This window comes from Mesorhizobium sp. WSM2561 (genome assembly GCF_000513915.1).
GTDB lineage: Bacteria > Pseudomonadota > Alphaproteobacteria > Rhizobiales > Rhizobiaceae > Mesorhizobium > Mesorhizobium muleiense.
In genome coordinates this window covers 32,160-57,223 of sequence record NZ_AZUX01000038.1, presented here as the reverse complement: position 1 = coordinate 57,223, position 25,064 = coordinate 32,160, and the positions used below count along the sequence as shown (strand labels likewise).

Genomic DNA, 25,064 nt, shown 5'->3' with positions numbered 1-25,064 from the left:
GAGCCTTCCCCTGAAAGAGCGAACCGCCCGCGGCGCGGGCGGTTCGCCTGGCGAACGTCACGCGTTGGCTACCCACCAGCGCTCGGCCATCTTCAGTCCGTCATTCTCCCAGTTCGGCGCCAGCTCGCCGTGGGCCAGTTTCTTGGACTTGGCGCTGACAAAATTGTTGAAGACCAGAACGATGGCGCCGCCGTCGTCATGCGTCAACTGCTGCATTTCGGCATACATCGCGGAGCGCTTCGCCTCGTCGGTCTCCGCACGTGCCTGGATCAGCAGTTCGTTGAAGCGGGGATTTTTCCAAAACGTCTCGTTCCAGCTGGAATCCGCCGAGTAGGCCTGCGTGAACATCCAGTCGGCCGTTGCACGACCGCTCCAATAGGAGGCGCACCACGGTTTCTTGAGCCAGATATTGTCCCAATAAGCGTCCTCGGCCTCGCGCACCACATTGACATCGATGCCGCATTGGGCCGCCGTCTCGCGGATGAGGGCGGCAGCGTCCACGGCGCCGGCGAAAGCGGCATCGGCGACGGAAAGGTCGACCTTGAGATTCTCCATTCCCGCTTTTTTCAGATGGAAGCGTGCCTTTTCCGGATCGAACTTGTGCTGCGGCTCCGGATTGATGGCGAACTTGATCGCCGGGGCGATCGGGTTGTCATTTCCGACGGTTGCATGGCCAAGGAAGATCTTCTGCGCGATCTCCTCGCGGTCGATGGCCCATTTCAACGCCATGCGCACATCGGGGTTGTCGAATGGCGCCACCGTCACGTTCATCGGCAGCGTGTAGTGGCCGTATCCGGTGACCTCGAGGATTTCGATAGTCGGCTTGCGCTTCAGCATACCGAGCGTTTTCAGGTCGGCGCGGCCGATATAATCCACCTCGCCGGTCGACAGCGCGGCCATACGCGCGGCGAGGTCCGTGATGGCGATAAACTCCACCTCGTCAAAATAGGGTTTGCCGCTCTTGAAGTAGTTGGGATTGCGCTTGAGCTTCGCCGAGACGCCTGGCTGGAAGTTCTCAAGCGCGAAGGCGCCGGTCCGGATGCCCGATTCCCAGTCCGCCTTTCCGTCCTTGGCAGGCATGACGACAAGGTGATAGTCGCTCATGATGTAGGGAAAGTCTGCATTGCCGCTATTTAGCGTGAAAACGATCGTTTCCGGACCGTCCGCCTTGATATTGGTCACCGATTCCAGCAGCGACTTCGCCGCCGATTTGGTGTCGGCTCCCATGTGGTATTGCATCGAGGCGACCACGTCATCCGCTGTTACGGTCTTGCCGTTGTGGAAGGTCGCACCTTTGCGCAGCTTGAAGACCCATGTCGTCGCGTCGTCCGAGGTCTCGAAGCTCTCGGCAAGGTCAGGCTGGATGCTGCCTTTCGCGTCGACCTCGGTCAGGCTGTTGGACATGGCACCCGAAAAGGCGGTTTGCGTAAAGGTATCGGGATAGCCGGCCGGATCGATCGAATCAGTCGTCGCGCCATGTGCCATGCCGAGCTTGGCGAAGCCGCCCCGCTGCGGATCGGCCCGCGCCACGCTCACGAAGAGCGTGTCGGCGGCGGCGACCGTCAGGCCTGCCGTCAGCCCGAGCTGGATGAAATCACGGCGCGAAACCTTGCCGCGGCCGATCAGGTTTTGCGCCAGGCGCAGATTATATTCAGATTCTGACACTGCTTCCTCCCATTGCGGATTTCCCGCATTCTTGTTGTTGGCATTATCGAGCAGATCTGGCGGATTCAGCCGATTTGCCTCCTTTCGATTTTCAGCGTTTTCGACACAAATCTTACGCCGTTACATAGATTTCACCAGCTTCCACCGTGACCGGGAATGTTCGGGCACGTACGCCCGGATCGACCAGGGCCGCACCGGTTTTTATGTCGAATTCCCAACCGTGCCAGGCGCAGCGCACGATCTCGTTCTCGCGGTGATAGATGAATTGCGCTTGGTCGACCGGCGCCGTGGTTCCGCATTGCGGTCCCTCGCAAAGCGGAGCGCCGCGGTGCGGACAAACGTTCAGCAAGGCATGGAATGAATTTCCGATGCGGAATACCCCGACTGAAAGGCTGCGGATTTTCGCGATGTAGGGAGTTCCGGTCTCGATTTCTTCGACCCGGCAAATGTATGTCTTCTCAGCCATTGTCTGCTCCCGTCAGGCGGCATTAGCCGCTTGCGTGCGGGGAATGCGTTTATAGACCTCGAGCGCATTCAACCCCATGATCTTGCTCCTCCAGGCAGGCGGGATGTGCAGCGTGTTGGCATCGTCATAATCCCAATGCGGGTAGTCGGAGGCAAACATCAGCGTGTTCTCGCCGTCCATCGCTTCGAGAGTGGACCAGAGATGCTGTATGTTCGCGGGCTGCTCCAGCGGCTGCGTGGAAAAGCGGATATTGCGCCGGCAATACTCCGAGGGCAGCATCTTCAGCCACGGCGTTTCCTTGCGCAGCGCTTTGTAATCTGCGTCCAGACGCCATAATACCGATGGAACCCAGGCCACACCGCACTCGATGATCACGAAATACAGGTCCGGCCATTTTTCGAAAACGCCATGCGCGATCATGCTTGCCACATGCGACAAGGCCGACATGTGAAGAATAGCGTGCGTCTCCCAGAAGAAGGTCGTGGGAGCCGGTGCCACCGCGTTCCAGTTGATGCCGCCATGGCCGCCTAGGTGGATCGCGAATGGCAGCCCGACTTCGGCGCAAGCCTCGAAAATGGGATGGTAGAACGGATCACCGTAGGGTTTGACCGAGCCTTGGGAGGCCAGAACCTGCACCATACGCGGATGGTTGCCGAGGCGGCGGATCTCGGCTGCTGCGAGCTTCGGATCCTGCGGCGCGATGATGATGGAGCCCATAAAACGACTGTCTTTGGGAAGCCATTCGGCGATTTGGTAGTCGTTATAGGCGCTGACCAGTGCACTGGCGTAATAGGGATTGGCCAGCGTGGAGGCTTCGATCGGCTCATCGCCGGTGAGGATAGCAGCTCCGACATTGTATTTGTCGAGGTGCTTTTCTTTCATGATGAGATAGTTGTCGGCCTCCGTCTCGGGCCTGACGTCCTTCCGGGAGAAGTCCTGCGGGTGAAACCACGGACGGTGACCGTGGGGGAAGGCGCCTCTCGGACCAGTTTTTTCGCCTTCTGTGAACATGTCTTTCCAGACGCCGGAAAGATAGGGCTCGAGCACCGTAGCGCTCGACCAGTAATTGTGACAATCGCAATCGACTATGAACACCCTATCCAACTCCCTGGCGCGGCAGGCCGGCTAACCCAGCCGGCTTCTTCAACCGCAGCTTCCGCCTTGGGAATTATTTGATCAAGCTTGTGATCTGAGGTAATACGATCGGATTTTTCGATCGCGAGGCGACATGCAGCTGGATCACATCGAGACCTTTCTCGACATCATGGAGTCGCGAAATTTCAACCGTACGGCCGATCGTCTTGGGGTTACGCAGTCGACGGTCAGTACCCGCATCAGGAACCTAGAGCAGGCCATCGGTTCGGAGCTCTTCCTGAGGGGACGCGCCGGGGCCGAACCGACCGCGGCGGGGCGACGTTTCGAAGCCTATGCACGCGCGATGCTGTCGACATGGTCTCAGGCCCGCCATGACGTTCGGGCATTCAACCGGTTCGAGGGCACCTTGCGCGTCGCTGCGCAGGTCGGGATGACGCGATCGATATTGCCGGGTTGGGTGGAAACTCTGTTCCAGGTGCTGCCGAAATCGTCAATTCACGTAGAGTCCGACTACTCGCCGCAGATGATTTCCGACTTGAGCTTGGGAAACCTCGATATTGCTGTGGTCTACGCGCCCCGATACCTCCCTGAAATCTCCTACGATCCTCTCATGGTTGAAGAATATGTGATGGTGTCTTCGACGGCCAGGATCCTGTCGGAGGTCAACCCGGATACGTATATCCGGCCGGGCTACACGGTCGCGCTTGAAAAAGCCCACGCCGAGGCGCTGCCGCAATTGGCGATTGGCCGTCTTTCGATGGGCTCGGAAACGCTCGCCGAAGCGATGCTGCGGCGCATGGGTGGCACTTGCTATATGCGCAGTGACGATGCTCGGCGGTATACCGCCGAGCGGCCGTCTTTTGTGGTCGAGGGCGCGCCCGCGCTTCAGCAGCCGGTTCACACTGCTACTTTGGCGCGCCGCAAGCACGAGCCGATCATCCGCAGAGGGATTCGCGCGCTCCATCTGGCCGTTATGTCCATGGAAAGCTAGATCGAAATATCCGATTGTAAAGCCGACATCTGCCGCTTTTTTGAAAGTATCCCGGCTGCCATTCTGGTCGGGTCAAGCAGAGTCCAATCATGAACGCGCACGCTCCCTTTTCGACCACCGATTTCGCTCCAGCGCTGCGTCAACGGCAATGGGCGGAGAGCTCAAGACAGTTCGTGCGCTGCCGGCGCGTCATCGATGAGACACACGACGTTAAGACATTCGTCTTTTCAGCTGCTTCTGGCCACATGTTCAGCTTTAGTGCAGGCCAGTATTTAGTCCTGAACCTGACAATCGACGGCACCCGGGTAACGAGACCGTACTCGGTGTCGTCGCCCCCGACTCGACCGCTCGACCTGCAGATCACGGTGAAGAGGGTGAAGGGCGGGCTTGTTTCCAACTGGCTTCACGACAATCTCCGGCCGGGCCACAACATTGAAATCGAAGGGCCGGTCGGACGTTTCAACTTCGACGATCTACCATCCGAGAAGCCGCTTTTCCTTTCGGGCGGCAGCGGCATCACTCCCGTTATGTCGATGCTGCGGGCGCTAACCGACCGGGCATCTGGCCATGACATCCGTTTCATTCACTGCGCTCGGACGGCGGACGACATCGCCTTCCGCTCCGAGTTGGAGGCGCTCGCCGCGCGATTCTCCAATGTCGATGTAAGCTTCATCTGCAGCCAGGAAGGTTCGGCGTGGCAGGGCCCTTTCGGTCGCATCGACGGCCCCATGCTCTTGCGGCTGGCTCCGGACCTTCACCAGCGCACGTCTTACGTTTGCGGCCCCGAGCCGTTTATGCAGACGGTTCGGGCCTGTGTCGCGGAGATCGGCATCGCACCATCCCAGTATCACGAGGAAAGTTTCGGCGGCGCCGTGGGCAATTCCATGGCTCCTCAATCGGCTGCCGCTGGTCTTACGCGCGTCCGCTTCGTCCGGTCCGGCGTAGAGCATCTTTGTGCGCCCGAAGAGACCCTGCTCGATGCGGCGCGCAATTGCGGGCTCCACATTCCCACCGCATGCCAGCAGGGTATTTGCGGAACTTGCCGGACGGTCAAGCTTTCGGGTGAAGTCGCGATGGACGACCTTGGAGGGCTCAGCCTTGAAGAGAAGGCGGCGGGTTATGTGTTGGCCTGCTGCAGCCGGCCGCAAGGCACTGTTTGCCTCGAACTCTGAATCTCATTGCGAATCCTGATGGAAAGCCCGGCGCTAGGGCTGGGGTCTCTTTATATTAAATTATCGTGGTGCTCGCACACGAGGCGGTTCCGGCCGGCAATCGGTGCCTTGCCTCGCGCCAGGCCTGTCCAGCGACGGGCGGTCCAGCAGCCCAGGCCACGGCATCGCCGACATACGGAACCGAGGTTCGGTTCGGCAATTAAAGGAGGGCGAACTGGTTTTGCGGAGGTTTGAGGTGAACGGGTTTTTGAATGTGGGACTTTCGACGGCCGTGACGGGCACGGTCGTAAGCTTTGTGACGGCGGCGGTTCTAGCCCTTCTGGCCAAAGCCGAAGGCAAACCCGCACTGCAGCCGACCAACGCCACCAGCCACTGGGTGCACGGCGATAAGGCCGGTGCCGTCAGGAAAGCCGACCTCGCACACACTGCGGTGGGCTTCGGCACCCACCATGCCTCGGCCATGTTCTGGGCCGCTCCGTTCGAGGCTTGGCTCGCCCGAGACCCTCAGCGGTCGCCGCTGCTGATGCTGCGCGATGCCTCGGCAGTGGCCATGATTGCAGCCGTCGTGGATTATCTCGTCGTACCGAAGCGGCTCACCCCAGGCTGGGAGACCGTGCTTTCGAAGCGCTCGATCGCCGCCACGTATGTCGCGCTTGCTCTGGGCTTGGCTGCCGGCGGACTGATAGCGCAGGCGATGCGGGAGACGGATTGATCGGATTCCAAGACTGGCGAGAGACCGCCGATGGTATTCCGCTTTTCGCCTGGCAGGCAGGGCTCAACCGGCACCGGCAATCGCCAGAGCCCACCGACTCGGTCCAGATGTCCGACGCTGGTTCGCACTCCAGCTCTGTCCCTTACCCAATTAGCCGACGAATGTGGCCAGCTCACCGCTGGCGCGTTAAAGTTCATCCAGATGGTGCATGCGTTTCAAAAGGAACCAGTACAAGACCTGTTCGGGGTCATCAGCTTGCTCGCTGTGCACCGTTATGCCCGCCAATGGCCAGCACGGCCTTCTACACCGGGTTGGGGTCGGGCATGAAGGTCCGCATTGGTTCAGCTTAGGACCGAGCCTGCGCCGAGTTGAATGTCTGCTCACTTACATCTCAGATTAGAAGCTGCCTGACCGCTTTCGGCCCCCGAACGGCCTGTCCGAGAGGCGCGTCATGTCTGCCCAATCGTGAAGAGCCACGCTGCTCTAAAACGAACGCAGGCGGCGACTTGAGACTGCACGCCAACAGCGGAGCGTGCTGCTCGAGACGCGAGCGGTCGCAACCCTGTCATCGTTTCGCGGACAGGTCTTCTCGGGTCAGATTGAAGAGATCAGCGAAGAAGAGCGGTTTGTGTCTCCGCCACCCAACCGTCTGCCTCGATTTCTTTGAACAGCTTAAGAGCGCTGTGTAACAGCCCTTTTGCTTTATCTCTGTCCGCAACCAGTTCAAATCTGCCAAAGGCAAGCATGCTTTGGGCGAGCTCGGGTCGGGACTGGATTGTCTGGAGAACGTCAACACTTCGACGGAACTGCCCGTCCGCCGATTGGCGATCTCCCCTGGCCTCGTAGGCTTGGCCGAGCGCGCGACGGGCAGCGCCAATCTCGAGCCGCGCCGTTACACGCTCCGCGAGCTCCAGCGCGCGTTCCGCCGCTTGCAGCCCGGCTGCAGCATCCCCTTCGGCGAGGTGCAATTGGCTCAAGGCGATGTGTGGATAAATCTTGCAGAAATCGTTATCTATCCGCCGTGCCACTGTCTTCATCACCGGATCCAGGAAGGCCCTTGCGTCGGCAATCCGGTTCAGCTTCAGACAGGCGATGGCTGCCCAGCCCGACGCCCACAATACAACGCTCCACCTCGCGTTCTCCCAGGCCGTGGAGAGGTTCTGCTCGACCACCTCCACCGTCCGCTGCCAGAGTCCCTTGTAAAGCAAAGGCTCTGCTTCCATCGCCAGCCACGAGCGCACCTCGACGTCCTGCGTCGACGCGGCGATCTCCCGGACCATCTCGGCGAATTGCAGAGACCGCTGCAACCGCCCGGCGCGGGCATTGTAGCAACGGCCCGCACCTGCGGCGAGCGAACCGAGCTCTTCCAGGGCCCCGACTTCCTGCAACAGCGCCGCGGCCCGTTCAATCTTGCCGAGTGATTCTTCAAGCCGTCCGGTATTGCCGAGGAAGTTGGCATAGCGAAACGCAACTTCGGCCTGGCGCGCCGCATCCGCGAAACCGGCATGTCGTTCGGCGCTGACCAGCAACGGCTCTTCCAGCCAATCCACTCCCTTGAAGGACTGCAGCCCCGCCAGTGCCGCGGTGTCCCCGTCGGCAAACGCGATTGCCCTGTCGACCTGGTGAAGCGCTTCGGCACGTTCCTGCTTGCTCGCGTACTGCCGGCCGCTCCTGGCCCGCGCCAAGACCGTCTCGACGTAGGTTTGCCGGTGCGCCGCCGTGTCGGGAAGGCGTTCGAGAGCCTGGATGGCGCGCCGGTAGTGCTCGGCCGCCTCCCAGCGAGCCCCGCGACTCTCGGCTTTCGCCGCCGCCAGGAGTCGACAGTTCAAGACCTCGTTCCAGGCATTTGCACTCTCGTAGTGATGCGCCAGCAATCCTGGATCGTCGGTTTCCGCCTGTGCAAGCGCAGCGGCGATGCGCGCGTGCAGTTCCTTGCGTGTATCACGCAGCAGGCTGCCATAGGCCGCGTCCTGAAGCAAAGCGTGCCTGAAGACATACGTCGCTCCCGAGACGGTTTGCCGGGAGACCAGCAGCTCGGCCTCCACCAGGGCATCCAAAGCCAGTTGCAGCGCGGCTCCATCGAGATCGCATACGCGCTCGAGCAGTCCGATGGTGAACTCGCGACCGATTGCGGCCGCGGTCTGATAGACCCGCTTTCCGGTGGCGAGCCGATCGAGCCGGGCCATCAGCATGTCCTGAAGCGATGCCGGCACGCCCCGCTCGAGCGCGCCGGCGGCGTTCGGCTGGTTCTGTGCCTCGATCAAGGTCCGGGCCATCTCTTCGAGAAACAGCGGTATTCCATCGCTTCGCTTCACGATCTCCTCGACGACGCGCTCCGGCAGCACGTCGGAGTTGGCAAGCGAATCGATCATTTTCTCGGACTCGCGCCTGGTTATGCGATTTAACGCAACCGTCGTGACATGAGGCTGATCCGACCATGCCACGCTGATCCCGGGGCGCGAGGTGACGAGCAGCAGCACTGGCAGGGTCTCTACCCTGTCGACGAGCCGGTTGAGGAACTCGAGCGTCGACCGGTCGCACCAGTGCAGGTCCTCGAAGGTGATGACCGCGGGGCCTTTGGCGCAGGAATCCTCCAAGAGGCTCATAAGCACATCAAAGGTTCGTTCCGTCTGTTGAAGCGCATCCAGGCTCGGCGGAGCTTCTCCTCCATTCGTTGGGATGGAGAGAAAAGCGGCTAGAATCGACAATTGGACCTGAGCGCTCTCGCCAGACCTGGGAAGCATCGCCGTCAGCCTTCGCAATTTTTCGCCCGGATCGAGGTCCGAGCGAATGTCGGCCGCCTGTTCAAGCTGCGTGACCAGAGGGTAAAATGCTCGGTCCGCGTGCGACGGCGAGCACTGGTAGGTCAGGCGTACATGCGGCCGGTGCAGCAGCTTGGCTCGCACCGCCTCACAAATGCGCGACTTGCCGATCCCTGGTTCGCCCGAAATGAGAACGACCTGGCCCTCGCCCGCCTCCGCTTGCTGAAATCGCTTCGTCAGTTGTTCCACTTCATCGCCGCGCCCGATCAGCGGCGTATGGAGCCGGCCGTGCAGCGCTTCAAAGCGTGTCTCCTTGGCGGCCTTGCCCAGGACACGTGAAGCGCGTACGGGCTCCGGAAATCCCTTTAAGAGGTGTTCGCCAAGATCGGCAGTCTCGAAGAGGTTGCCAAGGAGCTGTCGGGTGCTGGCGGCGACCACGACAGTTCCGGGTTCCGCGATGCCTTGTAGCCGCGCGGCCAGGTTCGGTGTTTCGCCGACCACGGCGCGCTCGCGCGCCGTTCCAGTACCAGTCGTTTCGCCGACCATTACAAGACCTGTCGCGATACCGACACGAGCTGCCATAGGTCGTCCAATGGCGGTATCCAACGTCGAGACTGCCAATGTCAGTTCAAGACCCGCCTCGACGGCGCGCTCTGCATCGTCCTCATGGGCACGCGGCCAGCCGAAATAGACCAGCACGCCGTCGCCCATAAACTTGGCGATATGCCCATCCCATCGCCCCACGATTTTTGTGCAGCTTGTGTGATAGGAACGTATTACGTCGGCCACATCCTCGGGATCGAACTCGACCGAGAGAGGCGTCGAACCCACTAGGTCGCAGAACATCACCGTAAGCTGGCGGCGTTCGGGCGACACTTCTTGCGAGGGCTCAGCCGATGTGACCGGCGCAGCGGCCCCTTCGTGACGCTGCCCGATGTCAGGCGCTGAAAGGCTGGCGATCGCCCTCAGAAGCCTGCGCCGATCACCTACCGCGGCAACGCCCAACTCCTTGAGATCATCGCTCGTCAGGCTGGGCAGCACGTCGGCATCAATTTTGTTGTTGGCAAACGCACCCACGTATTCGCCAAGACCTTGGCTCTCCAGCCACTTGGCGATGTCGCGCATGGCGGTTCCTCAACTGGACCTGGCTAAAGCCGAACGAATTGCAGGCCGATCCCAGGAGCGGCATTCTCGCTCGCGCTGTGTCGGCCATGCAAGTCAATTGTCTGTCGCCTGCCTAGCTCTGAACCGGTCCTAGCGCCCATCGCTGCCCCGATCGCATCTCCGGAATCTTAACATTCGGGAGTTCAAGGAGCTTGGTGCCAGAGAAGGTAAGTCGAAGCCTAAAATGGCTCAAAACCGGGTCGGCTGATCCAGGAGAATGTCCGCGTTGTGCGCCTTTAACTCTCAAACCGGACCGACGGCTCCCGGCCCCAACGCAGTCGACGCGCTCTGCGTGCGGTGCCGACCAAAGCGTCGGCTGACAGTCGCCATAACCTAGGATACTAATCATCTCCAACCGCCATGGTGGACCACCGCCGATCACACGTCACGATTGCCCGGGCCCACCGGGCCTACACCTGCAGCGACGATGCTGTCCGAACCACTATCAAGCCGCGCCCAGACAGATCCACCTCCCGGACCTTTCACGGCTCAACGCGGTCCTCGCAGCATCGGGACGACTGTCGGCGACGAACCGACCTGGATGGCGCCGAGCGGTTCGAAGCCGTACCGGCGGTAAAACGGAATGTTGCGCGGATTCGAGGACTCTAAATAAGCTGGCGCGTGATCGTGATCGCACCGTGCGAGTGCGTACGACATCAAGGCTTTGCCGTGACCTTCGCCTTGGTGCGCCGGGTCGACACCGATCAGGGGCAGGAACCAATGCGGTTCGGTCGGATGGTAGGTGGCCATCTGCTCAAATACAGCCGCGGTTTCGCCGGCCAGAGAGGGCGCAACTGTGCTCTGGAGTAGCGCATCAAGCTCTTTGTCGTCAGGATGCACCCCGGGCGGCAGCCACAGCGCCGCACCGGCGTAGTCCTTGGTGAAAAAGGCGCTTCCCCAAGAGAATGCCGCGCCTCCCAGCGCACGAACCATCCGTGGCAAGGCCGCAAGGAACTGGTGCGAATTAGGCCAAGTCCATCGCGCCATAGGGTCCGCCGTAAACGCCAGAACGACCGTACCGACCACCGGATTTTCATCGGCGGCGGACGCAACTCCTACTGTCTCTGACTTCACGCAATCCTCCTTAGGCAGACAGTCCGCCGAGGTCACACGCCTTAGGTAGTGCGATTTTGCAATCTGTCCAAGCTTCCGCTCGATCGCAGCGCCGCTAGCTGCAGCGGAAGGGTGAGGCCGGCGAAAACGGAGGTATGAACTTCGTCTACGCTGCGCGCGACCACCCAACGTTAACAGCAGTGCAACCAAGACGACCAACGGCTTGAATTGAGGTCGGCTGCCGAACGTCAGGTATCTGCGCAACGGCAGCGAAGAGCTGACGGTCCGGTCTCGGCCCCTAATGCGACACATTTGGTTCTCGGCTCGGAAGGGTCGCTCTTGGCACAACTGAGCCCATGACGAACAGCGGATCCCAGCATGTGAGCGAAGTCGTTCTGACTTGTTCGATGTTTGTTCGCCCAAAGTCGCATAAGATTGCAGTGCGGAACTCAACGGCGACCTGTGCAGGGGTCGCCCGATCACAACCAGTCCAAAGAGAAGATCCCGCCCTTTCACTACTGTTTCCTTCGCGGCCGCCTAACGGCAGGTCGTGTGCGCAAAGCTTACTCTAGGTGGGATCTGTTCGCGACCGCCTTCGATGGCCATAACGGCGAGACTGTTGATCATGTGGAAGATGTTGGCGGTGATACGACCAGTATCCACCACTGCCAGACATTGCACGGCTCGGTAGCGCTAGGGTGTCCTTTGCGGGTAGTGCCTGAGCTCAACCCTAGTCGTTCAACGCCTTTTTCCGCGACCGCTGGTGAAATTGCTGCCACGAGGCCGGGTTTGAACTGGCGTGTTGTTGCGATTTTCGTCGGAGAGTTTGCGCCAGCGAGCAAGACGCTCAGGATCCAGCGTACCAGCGGCCAAAGCTGCTTGTACCGCACAGCCCGGTTCATGAGCATGTGTGCAGTCGCGGTATCTGCAGAGCGGGGCAAGCTCGGTAATTTCGGCGAACAGTGTGTCGATGCCGTAAGCCACATCGCTAACCTGCAGCGTTCGCATTCCTGGCGTATCGATTACCCACCCGCCACCTGCAATGGGGTGCAGAGATCGCGAAGTGGTGGTGTGGCGTCCTTTGGCGTCTTGTTCACGAATGTCTCCGGTCTGTTGAGGTAATTGCTGCGCTGATCCGGCTAGCGTGTTCACCAGCGTCGATTTGCCCACGCCGGAGGAACCGACCAGTGCAACTGTTTGTCCAGCGCCGCACCAGGCGGCTAGGGCGATTGCGGCATCAGCCGTGCGGGGGTTCAACGTCACTACGATCAGCCCCCGCTGTAGTGCGGCGGCTTGCTTTTCGTACTCCCGGGCGTCAGCCACGGTATCGGCCTTGGTCAGCAGGATCACTGGATTTGTTCCGGCCTCGTTCGCCAGCGCCAGATAGCGCTCGAGCCGAGCCGGGTTGAAATCAGCATTGCATGAGGTAACGATAAGCAACGTGTCGACGTTGGCTGCGGCAAGCTGCGGCACCTTGGTGCCCGTGCGGCGTTCCAGCACTGTCTTGCGGGTCAGGCGGCGGTGCAGCAGGTGGGAATGGGGATCGACAAGGACCCAGTCGCCAACGGCGTAGTCGCCAGTGTTCGCTTGCGTCGGCAGTGTCAGGTCCATTTGCCCTGTTTGAGATATGCCGGTCAGGCGGTCACGGTGCACCGTGGCGATACGCGTTGGGACGAGGTTCGCTTCATGCGGACCAACCTGATCGCCGAAAAAATCCGTCCATCCCAGGCTTGCGAGGGACATCGATCGAGTGGCGGTGGAGTGATCCGTCACGGCTTTGACCAAAGGTACGGCGTCGCAGACATCGAACAATATCCTTGGCAAAATGAGATGAGCGCGGAAAACAGGCACTCGGGATGGGCGCGATTGTTCGCGCCGCTATATGGGCGGCATGGCGGGGATTTGGCAAGCCGGCGCCGCGGATCACCGATCGATGGATCGATCCGCATTCGTCGGGAAGCCGGCTAGCGTTTGGCACGCTCGGGGATAATGATACCACCGTTTCCCGCTTGAAAAGACTTAACTGGCCAAACGGCCGCTTTTGGTGCGACCGAGCCGGCTCTGCTGTACAGCCACGGAGCGTCCTACGTCGCGGTTGGGTGGTGATAGCCCATCAAGGCAGGAGATCGTGATAATTTTGACACCAACTCCACATGCTTGTATCCGACAGGGCAATTTCCCAGTTCAGTGCCGAATGCCTGCGCGTAGTGATCGACGGCGGTCCAGCCGTCGCATGATCGGAGTGACCGCCACACCATGCATGACTATTGAACTCAAGACGGCGAAGCAGACGGTGACCCAAAGAATCGTCTCACCCTCAAATCGCGCTTGGCCCAGCGCAAATGCGAGGTAGTAAAACGAACCGAGGCCGCGAATTCCGAAAAATGCAATGACACCCCTTTCACGTGCGGGCGCTGGAAATCCAATTAGTCCCACCCACGCGGATAGCGGTCGCACCACAAACAGCATCAGGGCAGTGGTGGCGATCACCTCCCAGTTCAAAGCGCCGAAGATTGAGCCTTCAGCTATGGCCACCCCAAAACAGACCAGGAGCACCATCATTAGCAATCTCTCGATTTGCTCAGCGAAATTGTGCAGGCTCTCATGATATTGGTGCTGCCGCTCGACCGATCGTAGAGCCACGGCTGCTACGAACACAGCGAGAAAGCCGTAGCCATGTATCATTTCGGTCGAGCCATAGGCGAGGCAGGTGATTCCGAGTGCTACAAAACCGTCCTTCGTCTCTGACAACCCGGCTCGTTTCGGCAAACGAAAGGCTAGGTAGCCCATAGCCTTGCCGCCCAGCCATCCGATGCCCAAGCCCGCGGCAATTTTCCACACAACATCAACAAGAAGCCAGTCGGTGAAGAACGGTTCTCCCGACGCTGTCGACAGCGCAACGGCGATGGCGAGATAGACGAACGGAAAGGCGGCTCCATCGTTGAGGCCAGCCTCGGAGGTAAGTGCAAAACGCACCTCGTCCTCCTTACCGGATTGAGGGGGCCCCACCTGTATGTCGCTTGCCAGAACGGGATCAGTTGGCGCGAGAGAAGCCCCAAGCAGAAGTGCGGCAGCAATGCCCAGGCCGAGAATTGACCAGCCGAGAAGTGCGGTTCCGATAATAGTCAGAGGCATCGCGATGCCCACCAGCCGCCACGAGGTTTCCCAACCTCGCCAGCTCACCGGCCGGTCCAGCTTCAGACCAGCTCCCATAAGAGCGACGATGACAACGAACTCGGTGATGCGCTGGATGAGATAACGGTTCTCAAACGGGTTTACTCCCGAGAACGGAGAGAATGGTGACCAGACTAGGAGCATCCCGATCCCAATGCAGACCATCGGCAGCGAAATAGGGAGCTTCTTCAGAAGCATGGGCAGCCATGCCGTTAGGAGCACGACTGCTCCGAAGGCCGCTAGGAGAAGGGCGTAGGATTCCATGCGAACCTAGGCCGTCAACTGCAATAGAGGCTCGTCAATCAAAACCGGCTCCGGGGTGCTGTCTTGACCTTGGTATCCTTCGCTGGGCTGATCAGCAACATTGCTGCCAAAGGTATCGGCACTGTGTCATGACAAAGGCTCAGAACGCCACCAGTGCGAGCGGCGGCGGACGCGGCTGGCAGGCGTGACTTGAAATGGCTGAGCGCAGGACGCCTGCCGGTATTTCCATAAATGCTGACGACACACGGTCCTTGTCGTTGGCAAGTTTTGTGGACTACCTCACAAAAAAATGGCGGACCGGGCAACCCAGAGGCGTCTAAGTATAAGCGGGAATTGGCCTGGTCGCTGCTGCAGAAGCACGCCAACTGTTGGGATCCCGGCTCGCTCAATCTGGGCGCGACGCCGGTCACTGCGGGCAGCCATCTGGTTTACCAGATCAAGATCGAGACAGTTTCCGGACGGCAGGCACTTCGCTAGCCCTTGGACCTCGATACCGGGCGGAAGGCGCAAAAAAACCCGCGTTCCGGAGGGGGGTCGGGAAGCGGACTCTTCAACGACCGAACGCTCGGGGCGTTCGATGTGTCTTATCAACACAGCAGCGAAGGATTGGTTCCACTTGGAATCACCTAATGCGCCATAGGGTGCGTCTGAATCATGATCCCCGGAAGCGCTGCGATTCCATAGGGATGGATGAGGCTACGCTGCCCGCGGTATGCGCGAGGTGAACGTCGCCCTGGTCACCGACACGCTGGTGCCCTTGGTGTCGCTGATGACCTCGATCTTGGCCTCCAACTGCTTGACCAGCGCCTCGACGATGGCTGTCCCCAAGCCCGCGCTCGACGGCTCGCCGGCGGCTTTCCCGGTGCCATTGTCCGAGACCGTCAGCTTCCAGTCGTCGCCGTCGGTTTCGTAAGACACCTGGATCAGCGCCTTGGCCTTTTCCATCGGAAACGCATATTTGACCGCGTTGAGAACGAGCTCGGTGACGATCAGGCCGAGACTTACCGCCTTCTGCGAGTCTATCCTGCCGCCTTGTGCCGTGACGTTAACCGCGATCGGCTGGTCTTCACCAACCATCGAGACGGCCAGGCTGCTGCACAGCTTCGACAGATAGGACACCACGTCGATCTCTTCGACGCCGGTCGTGGTGTGGAGGTGGCGCTGCACTTCGGCGACCGACAGAACCCGCTGATGGGCATCCTTCAAATGCTGACGAGTTTCCTCTGATGTGACGGAGCGGGCCTTCAACAACAGGATGCTGGCGATGATCTGCAGGCTGTTGGCGACCCGGTGCTCCATTTCGCGCAGCAGCACATCCTTTTGCCGCAGCAGGTCTTCGGTGCGGCCGCCACGCCATTGTTCTTCAGGATGGCACTGATGCGCTTGGTGACCTGGAAGGCATCACCGCGATCGAAAACGATCCTGCTGGCCAAATAGCGATTTTCAACCCGCACCAGAAGCGGGTTCAGAAATCGTCTCGCGAAAGCTGAATTCGAAAACCCGTGCTCGGAGACGCTAACTTGATGGCAGCTTCACGCAGCGCCCTTTTGCCCATCAGGTTCTGCGCGGTGAATTGGTTGCACCAGATGATGACACCGTTACCGCGTCGCAATGCGGCCTGCAATCCATCAACGCCGCTAAGGCGGATACGCGGTTGCCAGCGCAACCGCGTTAGTTCGCCTGCCAGCAGCATGATGCGGCGATGGCGCGCATCGCGACCAGCGCGAAAGAGCGCCCGGGCCTGCAGTTTGGCGGCGCCGCCAATTACCGCCGATACGCTCTCGACAAACCCGGAAAGGTTCTTGCGGGCATGCTTGCCGAGCCGCGCTCCGGCCTGGAAGTGGCACAGGTGAGCCCAATACCGGCGCGGGACGATGACGGCGACCAGAATATCGATGAGGATCAGCAGCGCCTCGCGAAGATCTTTCTCCCGCACGACCCGCGGCTTTTCTTTCTTCACGGCGCGACGGGAATAAAACACGACTTCGTCGGCCTCGTTGACAAAGACACGCTGCGTTACCTCTATTTTGAAGTATTGGTCGGCGGGTGTCTGATCGGCCAACTTCCTCTCCGGATCAGCCAGAATTAAGGGTATGGCACCTGGCCCCGAAACGCTGAGAACGGCTAACGCGGGCGCCGCCCAAAGCATGTGAGAGGTGGACAGTCCCGATGGCACGAAGCGAAGCCGCTGTGAAGCTCTTTATGTCACGGAACGGCAATTCCGGCCTCGTGGTTGAGGAAAATGAGGAATCCATTGGCGCGCGCTAAAGAGTAGGGCCTAACCGCGCTCGCTCTGTTGGGCGTGATCTGTCACTGGTTATCGACTTAATCGGTCGACTGTCTCGATGATCGCTTTTGCGAGCGCCTCGCCCTCGTGGATCGGCTCGCTGTGTGCTATACTCTGTGCTGCTGTGGAGGCACGCGTGCGGCAGGCGCTACTGCCTGATTGTCCGACTCCCAACCGACCAGACAGAGTAGCGGGACTCCTTCGCTGCAACCATGCCGGCGGTGCCGTTATCTGTTGTGTGGTCAGGGTCACGCCGCTTTGCAAGCTTCCCTTGAGACCGCCTGCAGCAAAGTGGTGCCGCACTTGCGACTGGCTGCTTCCGCCTCGCGGATATTGTTGGGAAGTCGAGAAAATAGCTCGACAGCGGGTTCGAAACGTCGGGTATATCGACAGTGATGGCGACAGCATGAAGCGAGGCCCATCTGCTCAACGACGGCAACTGGGTTCGCCGCTATTTTCGGAGGGGTCGGGTGCGGGTACGTCGTCAGTGACAGAGATGCTATTGGGTTCATCAGATTTCGCCTCCGTTGCGGCAAGATCATGCGACCTCACGTCAGTGCAGGCTATCTGTGGAGGCAATGGACAGTGTCCAGCTTTGATCCACCGCAAATACGCGTGATCAAATACCAAAACGTTGACGTCAGATACCAAGTAGGGCCGCAGGTCTCGATCAGCCTTCGTCCGGACTTCTCCCCTTCGTCAGGTTGGGCCGATCTGCCGATGCCGCCGACAAGCGCATGGGCGACCGCGCTACCGACGCTTCAGACCTATCCGAAATTCTCCTGCTGCTCTAGCGTATTTGTCTCATGACGAGAACAGGACATCGTTCGGCCAAGGAATACGAACCGCTGGGCACCAACCGAACCTCTTCAAAAAGAATTTCGGCTTCCTCGACCAGCCGCGCAGTGGCGGCAAATGAATATATGGCATCGGACTTCAGGTAAGCATCGATCGTGCCGATCTCCTCGAGCCTCCAGCCGGTGGCTGCGGAAAGTTCGGCCCGATCCGGGAACAGCTCGTCGATTGCGTCACGTATCTCAGTCACCCTGACTCTGTAGTCCGGTTCTGGCCCCGCCAGTGTCATCGCTACCCGCCATTTGAAGGCATGGAAACCATCGATCCGCCGAGCGCGCACGTCATCCTTGATCGCCCCGATACCTTCGCGCCGATCCGGACCAGCAAAGACACGGATCGCAGCGCAGCCTTCAGGCCGCAGGATGCGCACCGTCTCCCGCAGCAGGACCAAACGCTCGGCGGAGGTACCGAGCGAGTTCAAGCTGCCGTCCCCGATGACAGCGTCGACGCTGCCGCTTGCCAGCGGAAGGTCGAACCAGCTGCCTACGACAGCTTCCCTCGACGGCATGCTGGCTTTCCACAATGCGGAGATCATGCCTCGCGACGAATCGACCGCGCGCAGCGTCTTGCCCAGTCCAGCAAGTTCCGGCGTCACTCCGAGCAGCAAAACATCCGCGTCTGCCGTGGCGGCTTCCCGTTCGATGATACTGACCGTTTCCGCCGGCGGGCGGAGAGGCGCATCCAACAGGTTCCAATGTCGGTGATAATGCTCCCAATGGTTTGTCATCGAAGGCATTCTCGATAAAGTTGCATCAGCGGGCCTTGACCGGTTCGGTTATGGACGTTTGCGAGTCGGAGGCGAGTTGGCGCGGATCGTTGTGATCACCCATGAATATGACGAGCTGCTGAAACGGCGTGGCATGTTGCGGCGCTGGACGAGCAGCTACATGCTCTATGACATCGTTGGCGAGCTGCAAAGGCGCAAACATGAGGTCGTAGTGGCAAGAGGCCTGTTGTCGCGGCCTACAGGCCACGCCGCGCTTCTGCACGTGGACGCGACCGTGACGCCGGACGACTATGTCGACTACGGCCGGAGCTTCCCACTGTGCCTTAACCTTGCTGCGGCCGACATCTCCAAGCGCAAGGTGAGCGGTGCGGTGCTCGACGCGAACGACGGCTGGAATGGACCCGTAATCGTCAAGAGTAACCGCAATTCGGCGGGCGATCCCGAGCGCCGGATGAACAGGCGGGCAAGGCGTGCGGGGCAAACCGAGCCTTTCCCCGAAATACCAGAAATCGGCGAGTACCGGATATACGACACTCCGGGAGAGATCCCTGACGGTGTCACGGCCGATCCGAACCTCTCAGTAGAGCGGTTCGTGGCGGAAAGGGAACCGGACGGTTTCGCGCTTAGGTTCTGGGTGTTTTGCGGAGAGGCGGAACGGTGTACGCGATATGTCTCGTCGCACCGGCTCGTAAAGGCAGCGAGATTTATCCGCAAGGAGGCCGTGCCCGTACCAGACGAACTCCGCCAACGCCGACGCCAGCTTGGCTTCGACTATGGAAAATTCGACTTCGTGGTCCACGAAGGAAAGGCTATCCTACTCGACGCGAACAAAACGCCGGGACGTCCACAAAATCTGACGAATTTGCTCGCCGAAGGAGCCGCCAATCTCTCTGACGGATTTGAAGGTATGCTGTTGCAGCATGGGTTATAGGATCGGAATGTCGCGACTCCGCAGGTCGGTCCATTGAGCAGGCGTTGACTGAGATGGGAACAAAGCCTGCCATCTCAGTCATAACGCCGACTTACAATAGGTGCGCAAGCGTGATGCGGGCTATCGCGAGTGTGCTTTCGCAAACGCACACGGATTTCGAGCACATCATCATCGACGATGGCTCGACCGACAGCACGATGGAGGCTCTGCGAGCGCTCCACGATCCCCGACTCATCCTGCTTCGCTTGCCGGAGCGGCAAGGCGCTAACTTGGCGCGAAACATCGGTATCGATTCCTCGCGTGCCGATATCGTCACTTTCCTTGATTCCGACGACGTCTTCTCTCCTTGTCGATTGCGCGACACGTTAGCGCAATTCGAAGCCGATCCTGACCTCGAACTCCTGATCAGTTCCTTCACCACCATTCGCGGATCACGACAGACTGTCTGCGCAAATCGCCATGGCTATATCGACGGATCCGTCCTGGAAAAGGCGCTGGCCATGCAGGTCATCTTCATCGCCGGCTCGGCGATCACCGTGCGCCGGGACAGCCTGGTTAAGATCGGAGCGTTCGATGTGGCACTCCAGCGGATGCAGGACCGGGAGATGCTGCTGCGGCTTGCACTGCGCTGCGGAGCGCTGCTGACGCAGGAAACCGATTGGACAAAACATACTTCCGATGATTCGATCTCAAGGCAGCCTGACGGCTATTTCAATGCTTATTCGATGCTGCTCAGCAAGCATCCGCGACTTCGGGAAAGATATCCCGGGGCGGTACGCTATATAACGGCCAGCCGATTGCTTCATGCTCTGACAAAAGGTCATTTCGCGGAAGCGATGTCCGGCTTCCGTATCAATCGCTTGTCTCAGGCCATGGGCTTTTCGCTTCTCCAGCTCCTGTGGAGCTTGATGAAGGATCGGCGCCAAAGGCGCGCGCTCCGCACTGCGCTCAGGGCGAGGATTCCTGCCACATCATTCATTGACCCAACTCCGCCGTTCAGTCCCGGCGACTGAGCACGGGAGAAGGGGAACTGCTCAAGGAGCGCGACGTCAACCCCCGATAACCCAGACCTGAGCCTAGCAGACAAAAGGTTGAGGCATGCGGGTTATTGCCGTCCATTTCCAGCGGCACGTGCCCTGGCTGCTCATGCCAGATGACCTGTCGAAGGTCGCGAGAGTCAACCAACTGGCCACACGAGGAGTATTCATAGAAATGCCCGCGCTCGTCCCTATCCGGCTCGTGCCGGGAAGCGGGGTGCTAGGTCGGATAGCTTCGTCATTGCCGGTCAACATCGCCTCCGAAAGGTTCCTCCACTCGCTGACCGTAAGCGCGAACGATCCAGTTCGCCTTGGCTAGCACGGCCTCTCGCATTTGCTGTCGCAGATCATCATCGCGACCTCGAGAGCGAGGAGTGACTGTCAGCCGAGGAAAATCTGCGGCATGCTCTAGCATGCCTATGTTGTCGATTAGGTAGAACAGTCCCGGCGCGGCATCTCCGACCTAATGGAGCCATGCGCCATCGGCGGTTTTGGCGTCGAAAGTGACGGGCACGCTGTGAATCACGCACGCTGCCGCCAAAATCTCCTCCAACTCGTGATCGGTCGCCTTGCAAGCCGGCATGAGTTTCCGAAGGTCGCAGATTGCCTGTCCGATCGATAGGTATCGGGCCCTGCCTCTGGAGAGAACGTAGACTTCGGCCACTGTTTCAACGGTGATCGTGGGAAAAGAGTGAGTCATCGAGAATTACTCCTGAAAGACCTCACCACACGATTTGCGGCCAACATTCGGCCTTAGGCTCAGGCTCGCCGCCGTTCTCGGCAATTGCGGTAGCCATTCATTCAGATTTGCCCTTGGAAAAGGCCGGCGGCTCGGTCCATGGCACGGGGCGATCGCGAGCTTGGCCTCGACCTTGGCGTTCTCCTTTTGCGTCATGTTGTCGGCGGCGACCAGCCGGCGTAGCGAGCGCATGATCTCTCCCGCGTCCAGCCGGCCTCCAGCATGCAATCGACGATTGCCCGAAAACCTCGTTCCATCGCCCCCTGACAATCGATCTCGCGATCGGGGTATTCGTCGGGTCGATTCGGCGGGTTTGTCATCCAGTGCCACTTTGTCCAGCTTGCGTTGTGATCCCGCATGCCATGCCAGCACCCAGTCGAATACATCCGGACCGCGCCCTATCAGTTGCGCGCCCTGAACAACCTCAATCGTCACGCCCAAAAAAGTGAGGAGAACAATCAGCTTTGCCTTGTGTTCCCTCCAGCCGAGAATTGCCGAGGCCGCCAAAACGGTAAATGCGACGGAGTGGATGAGCTTGCCATCATGCGTGAAGGTCACTCCCAAATCCTGCAGGAGCCACTCCGGAAGAAGGGCGAGCAGGAGAGCGCCGGCCAACGCGGCAAGGAAAGCAACCCTTGCCAGGATCGGATATGTGCCTGCGCGCAACAATATAGGTCAGCCCTTCATCCGAAGTCTGCAGAGGCGACCGCCAGTACGAAGCTGGTCCAGAGCTATGGCAGATTGTCAATTTCCAGCGGATCAGCGCATCGGCCGAACAGATGAAGGCTATTGAAGCTGCATCCAAAGGAGGCAGCGATGCTATTCCCTTGCGATCGGGGTCCTTACGGCCGGCTAGGAGCTCTGGTCAGAGGAAGCGCTCCCGTCGCACGGTGCTTGGCATAGAATCGGGGGCGGGGTCCGCAATCAGATGCGCCGCAAACGCAGCGCTCGTTGCCGCCCAGGGACATTTCGCCAATACGGTGGTTGGGTAAGGCTGGTCCGCCCTTGAGGCGCCAAATAGTTGATGCCGGCGGGCTTTTGGGAGGAAGTCATGATCCGTGTCACGCCTTCATTTCGTGTTTCGCGCCGCCGCGCATTGCAATTTGGCCTGGGAGCCACGCTCGCCACGACCGCCGGCTTGCCCCGGTTTCCCGCGCCTATGCGCAGGATGAGGTCAAGGACGAAGACATTTTCCGGTTCGCCCTCAATCTGGAATACATGGAAGCCGAATATTACCTGCGCGGCACTACCGGGAAAGGAATCGACGATTCCGACGCCGGCCCGAAAGCAGGGGATGCAGCACCTTCTGATCCCGTCGATCGTGCCGCGCCCTTCGAGCTCAAGGCCGAGCTCGCGAAAGAAATCAATCGTCCCCTCAAGGTCCTCGACGACGATCCCTACATTGTCGATCCGTTTGAGCGCCAATGTGTCCAACATCCAAGGTTTCGTCTAGATCGTCAAAGACATCTGCCGGTCTGGTTCAGCGCGGGTTACGTTCAAATTCGAAAGCCTCACCGCAAGCAAGCGCATCCCCTTGCTGACGGGAAACACCTGTTCGAGGAGCATGCCGGCGACGGCCGCGAGTTCAGCTTCGCCCCCAACGGCGCCGACGCTGTGCGGCTCCGTGTGATCTGCTGAAAATCGGCGAACTTGACCTTGAGCGTCACGGTCCGGCCCTGGATCGATCGCTCCTCGCGATAGCGCCGGACCCTGCCGACCAATGGCGCGAGTTCCTTGCGAGCACCTTCGAGGTCAAACAAAGCTCACGAAGGTGTCCTCGGCTCACGGATTTGCGTTCGCGGTCGGCCCGCACCGGACGTTCGTCGATGCCGCGCGCGATCCAGTAATAGTAGGGGCCCGCTTTCCCGAACCTTTCCTCGAGAAACGCCAGGCTCTGCGCAACGCAAGCAGGCTGTTGTATCGCCGTAGCATCAACCCGCTGAAGTCCTGCGGTGCTTTCTCAGCCGAGTGATCGCCGATTTGTCGACCGTAATCACCCCGCCGCAGTCAATCCGCACAGCGAGTTTGTTCGCTCCGCGATCTATGCGGGTGACGTCCCCAACAAGATCCACTCGGTCTCCGGCCCGGGCTTTGGGCGGCGGATCAATCGTATACGGATGGTCATATGATGGAATGCTCACTCTGGCGCGGCCGCTAGGGAGAATCGTGATGACGGTACTTGCCAGCGCAACCTCATCGCCGACCTCAAATTCCCGAGGCATGTTAACGTGCAGCATGGTCTTCCTCCCAATGCTTCCAAATTAATGCCTGGCAACCAGGTTGGTTGCTTGCAATCCGCTTCGTACGGTTCCTCACAATTCCAAGCTTGAATGTGCCTCCCTTGGCCCGGGATCGAAGTTGTATGCGTCAAGATTTGCACTGGAGGCTCGAGGCATCCGAGCACCCGGCAGCTGGTCTGGGTGCTTGCCATGTGGATGTCGTGCGCCTACGGCAGGTCATCGGTCTCATGCGTCGGGGTCATGAAGGCCAGCGACTCCATAATCCGGCAATGTTCAGCCATGCCCGAGGGCTTCCGTTCGCTCAGGCTCCCGGCGGGTCATTCCTACCGCCGTGAGATGTTCGGCTGCGGAGGAAAGAGCTCTCTCAGTCGTTGATTCCTGCAAGTTCACGGGAAGGAGCCCATCGAGAATAGTGTCCAGCAAGCCCGCTGGTTACTCGCTCCGGTCTTCGCAGTTTCGATCAGCAGGACTGGACCGTCGGGCTCAAGATGGCTCACTATGCCGGCATCCTTTACATTGAGGACGTCGAGCACGGCCGCTGGTCTCCTGGCGAGGTCGAGACCAAGCTGAAGAACATCGCGACGCACGACGGTTTGGAAGTCACCATAAGAACGCCGCAGGACCCCGGATCGGCTGGCCTAGCGGATGCGGCGACCAAGACAAAGCTGCTGGCAGGCTACGCCGTAAAAGTCGAGACCATCACCGGCGACAAGGCCACGCGGGCGAAACCGGCATCGGCCAAAGCGGAAGCCGGCAACGCAAAGCTCTTGCGAGGCCGGTGGAACGAGACATTCCTCGACGAGGTCTGCTCGTTTCCGAATGGACAGTTTGACGACCAGGTCGATGCCTTCGCCGATGCTCTGAACGAATGGCGCTTGGGTCGACCTTCACGCTCGACAATGTCTGACGGTTAGGCTGCTGACGTCAGTCAATGTGCTCGGGCAACTGCTTCAACTGGTCGGTGGTCATTTGCGTGATGGCATGCACGGTGCCGTCTTCGTCCCGCATGAAATCGAGCTGGCTCGCATATAGCGCGACGCGCTTTGAGCCAATGCCGAGGAACCCGCCAACATCGAAGACGACCTGGGCCTGGTCTCCGGTTCCATGGACGTGGTCTACGGTACTGATTTCCTCATCATCGCGACCGTAGATGGTCGCTCCTTCTAGCAACTCAGCGCGCAGTTCAGCCTTCGTAAGCCGTACGTGATTGGTGTGGTCCATCTGTGGGGTCTCCTCTCATTTGGTCTGAGGTAACCCCCGGCACGGCCAACCGTTCCGAACGATTATTCACAGGATAGGCCGTGGCGAACATCATTACGCTGTTTCGCGACAGCCTGACCAATCTCGCCTCTCGCATGGGGACGGAGCGAGACAAGGCGTCGAGCAGCTACTATGGCGTGCCGCTCCTAGATGACGCGTCGAGTTGGTCATGAAGGATCTGCGGCCGGTCCCGCCGGCCGGGACGCCGGTCGCGTATATCGCTTTCGTGGCGGGTTAGCCGCCGAGCGATATCCCAGAAAAGAGCGACGCCAGCGACGACCGCATGTGAGACTTGGCAACAGCGATGTCCCCTTCGAAACCGGAAAAATCGATCTCCATATGATCGAACGTGGACAGTGCCNGCTCTTCCATGTCAGCCAATGCCCGATCTGGGTCANCCGATTGCTCAGCAACCATTGATGCAATTGCCATGAGTGCGATGCGAAGCACCACAAGCTCCGTCGAATGAT

General features: G+C 59.8%; 19 protein-coding genes and 3 pseudogenes. 9 read left to right on the top strand and 13 right to left on the bottom strand.

The genetic code is table 11. From position 1 onward, the window contains the following. Positions 1-57: 57 nt before the first annotated feature. The 3 genes from M727_RS0125845 to M727_RS0125835 form a co-directional block, all read right to left on the bottom strand. On the bottom strand, positions 58-1,665 hold the full coding sequence (locus M727_RS0125845; RefSeq protein WP_027155060.1) for an ABC transporter substrate-binding protein: 1,608 nt from the start codon (positions 1,663-1,665) through the stop codon (positions 58-60). Between the two features lie 112 nt (positions 1,666-1,777). Further along, the gene (locus M727_RS0125840; RefSeq protein WP_027155059.1) at positions 1,778-2,131 is read right to left on the bottom strand and encodes a Rieske (2Fe-2S) protein; all 354 of its coding nucleotides are present in this window, start codon (positions 2,129-2,131) and stop codon (positions 1,778-1,780) included. Positions 2,132-2,143: 12 nt separating this feature from the next. Beyond that, positions 2,144-3,226 (bottom strand): amidohydrolase family protein, encoded by a 1,083-nt coding sequence (locus M727_RS0125835; RefSeq protein WP_027155058.1) that lies wholly within the window; start codon positions 3,224-3,226, stop codon positions 2,144-2,146. 133 nt (positions 3,227-3,359) lie between these two features. Between M727_RS0125835 and M727_RS0125830 the strand changes: the two genes are divergently transcribed. From M727_RS0125830 to M727_RS0125820, 3 genes are all read left to right on the top strand, one after another. Beyond that, positions 3,360-4,217 (top strand): LysR family transcriptional regulator, encoded by an 858-nt coding sequence (locus M727_RS0125830; RefSeq protein ID WP_027155057.1) that lies wholly within the window; start codon positions 3,360-3,362, stop codon positions 4,215-4,217. 89 nt (positions 4,218-4,306) lie between these two features. Further along, positions 4,307-5,389 (top strand): hybrid-cluster NAD(P)-dependent oxidoreductase, encoded by a 1,083-nt coding sequence (locus M727_RS0125825; RefSeq protein ID WP_051505744.1) that lies wholly within the window; start codon positions 4,307-4,309, stop codon positions 5,387-5,389. 235 nt (positions 5,390-5,624) lie between these two features. Further along, the gene (locus M727_RS0125820) at positions 5,625-6,101 is read left to right on the top strand and encodes a hypothetical protein (protein WP_027155055.1); all 477 of its coding nucleotides are present in this window, start codon (positions 5,625-5,627) and stop codon (positions 6,099-6,101) included. Positions 6,102-6,709: 608 nt separating this feature from the next. On the opposite strand, the gene M727_RS37510 is transcribed toward M727_RS0125820, so the two are convergent. From M727_RS37510 to M727_RS0125800, 4 genes are all read right to left on the bottom strand, one after another. Then, positions 6,710-9,988, bottom strand: coding sequence for an AAA family ATPase (locus tag M727_RS37510; RefSeq protein WP_051505743.1), 3,279 nt, complete (start codon positions 9,986-9,988; stop codon positions 6,710-6,712). Between the two features lie 528 nt (positions 9,989-10,516). Further along, positions 10,517-11,101 (bottom strand): GNAT family N-acetyltransferase, encoded by a 585-nt coding sequence (locus tag M727_RS0125810; RefSeq protein WP_027155054.1) that lies wholly within the window; start codon positions 11,099-11,101, stop codon positions 10,517-10,519. A gap of 717 nt (positions 11,102-11,818) precedes the next feature. After that, on the bottom strand, positions 11,819-12,823 hold the full coding sequence (rsgA, locus tag M727_RS0125805) for a ribosome small subunit-dependent GTPase A (protein ID WP_051505745.1): 1,005 nt from the start codon (positions 12,821-12,823) through the stop codon (positions 11,819-11,821). Between the two features lie 441 nt (positions 12,824-13,264). Beyond that, positions 13,265-14,518: a cation:proton antiporter gene (locus tag M727_RS0125800; RefSeq protein WP_027155052.1), complete on the bottom strand. Its 1,254-nt coding sequence runs from the start codon at positions 14,516-14,518 to the stop codon at positions 13,265-13,267. Positions 14,519-14,851: 333 nt separating this feature from the next. On the opposite strand from M727_RS0125800, the gene M727_RS40510 reads away from it, so the two are divergent. Then, complete coding sequence (locus M727_RS40510; protein ID WP_198032695.1) at positions 14,852-14,995, top strand: hypothetical protein; 144 nt, start codon at positions 14,852-14,854, stop codon at positions 14,993-14,995. Positions 14,996-15,214: 219 nt separating this feature from the next. Here the strand turns inward: M727_RS40510 and M727_RS37505 are convergent. The 3 genes and pseudogenes from M727_RS37505 to M727_RS0125775 all read right to left on the bottom strand — a co-directional run. Continuing rightward, positions 15,215-15,862, bottom strand: a pseudogene (locus M727_RS37505) (sensor histidine kinase); the annotation flags it as partial. Between the two features lie 121 nt (positions 15,863-15,983). Then, the gene (locus M727_RS37500; RefSeq protein WP_051505742.1) at positions 15,984-16,580 is read right to left on the bottom strand and encodes a hypothetical protein; all 597 of its coding nucleotides are present in this window, start codon (positions 16,578-16,580) and stop codon (positions 15,984-15,986) included. 1,015 nt (positions 16,581-17,595) lie between these two features. Beyond that, a complete protein-coding gene (locus M727_RS0125775) occupies positions 17,596-18,387 on the bottom strand; it encodes a methyltransferase domain-containing protein (RefSeq protein WP_027155051.1) in 792 nt (263 codons plus the stop codon). A 76-nt stretch (positions 18,388-18,463) separates the two neighbouring features. Here M727_RS0125775 and M727_RS0125770 point away from each other — a divergent pair, with 76 nt between their 5' ends. Both M727_RS0125770 and M727_RS37495 read left to right on the top strand, forming a co-directional pair. Further along, a complete protein-coding gene (locus M727_RS0125770; protein WP_027155050.1) occupies positions 18,464-19,318 on the top strand; it encodes a hypothetical protein in 855 nt (284 codons plus the stop codon). Positions 19,319-19,371: 53 nt separating this feature from the next. Next, positions 19,372-20,331 carry a glycosyltransferase family 2 protein gene (locus M727_RS37495; protein ID WP_051505741.1) on the top strand — a complete coding sequence of 320 codons (960 nt, stop codon included), beginning with the start codon at positions 19,372-19,374 and terminating at the stop codon, positions 20,329-20,331. A gap of 730 nt (positions 20,332-21,061) precedes the next feature. Here M727_RS37495 and M727_RS43225 read toward each other — a convergent pair. Continuing rightward, positions 21,062-21,763, bottom strand: coding sequence for a hypothetical protein (locus M727_RS43225; RefSeq protein WP_245269005.1), 702 nt, complete (start codon positions 21,761-21,763; stop codon positions 21,062-21,064). 382 nt (positions 21,764-22,145) lie between these two features. On the opposite strand from M727_RS43225, the pseudogene M727_RS41770 reads away from it, so the two are divergent. Next, a pseudogene (locus tag M727_RS41770) lies at positions 22,146-22,387 on the top strand (ferritin-like domain-containing protein); the annotation flags it as partial. Between the two features lie 18 nt (positions 22,388-22,405). Here the strand turns inward: M727_RS41770 and M727_RS40485 are convergent. After that, a pseudogene (locus M727_RS40485) lies at positions 22,406-22,519 on the bottom strand (VOC family protein); the annotation flags it as partial. A gap of 1,303 nt (positions 22,520-23,822) precedes the next feature. Between M727_RS40485 and terL the strand changes: the two are divergent. Continuing rightward, a complete protein-coding gene (gene terL / locus M727_RS0125730) occupies positions 23,823-24,248 on the top strand; it encodes a phage terminase large subunit (RefSeq protein WP_027155044.1) in 426 nt (141 codons plus the stop codon). Between the two features lie 10 nt (positions 24,249-24,258). Here the strand turns inward: terL and M727_RS0125725 are convergent, their stop codons facing one another. Beyond that, positions 24,259-24,555, bottom strand: a complete 297-nt coding sequence (locus tag M727_RS0125725; RefSeq protein ID WP_027155043.1) for a PRC-barrel domain-containing protein — start codon at positions 24,553-24,555, stop codon at positions 24,259-24,261. A gap of 80 nt (positions 24,556-24,635) precedes the next feature. Here M727_RS0125725 and M727_RS43845 point away from each other — a divergent pair, with 80 nt between their 5' ends. After that, the gene (locus M727_RS43845; RefSeq protein ID WP_280944178.1) at positions 24,636-24,767 is read left to right on the top strand and encodes a hypothetical protein; all 132 of its coding nucleotides are present in this window, start codon (positions 24,636-24,638) and stop codon (positions 24,765-24,767) included. Positions 24,768-25,064: the final 297 nt, after the last annotated feature.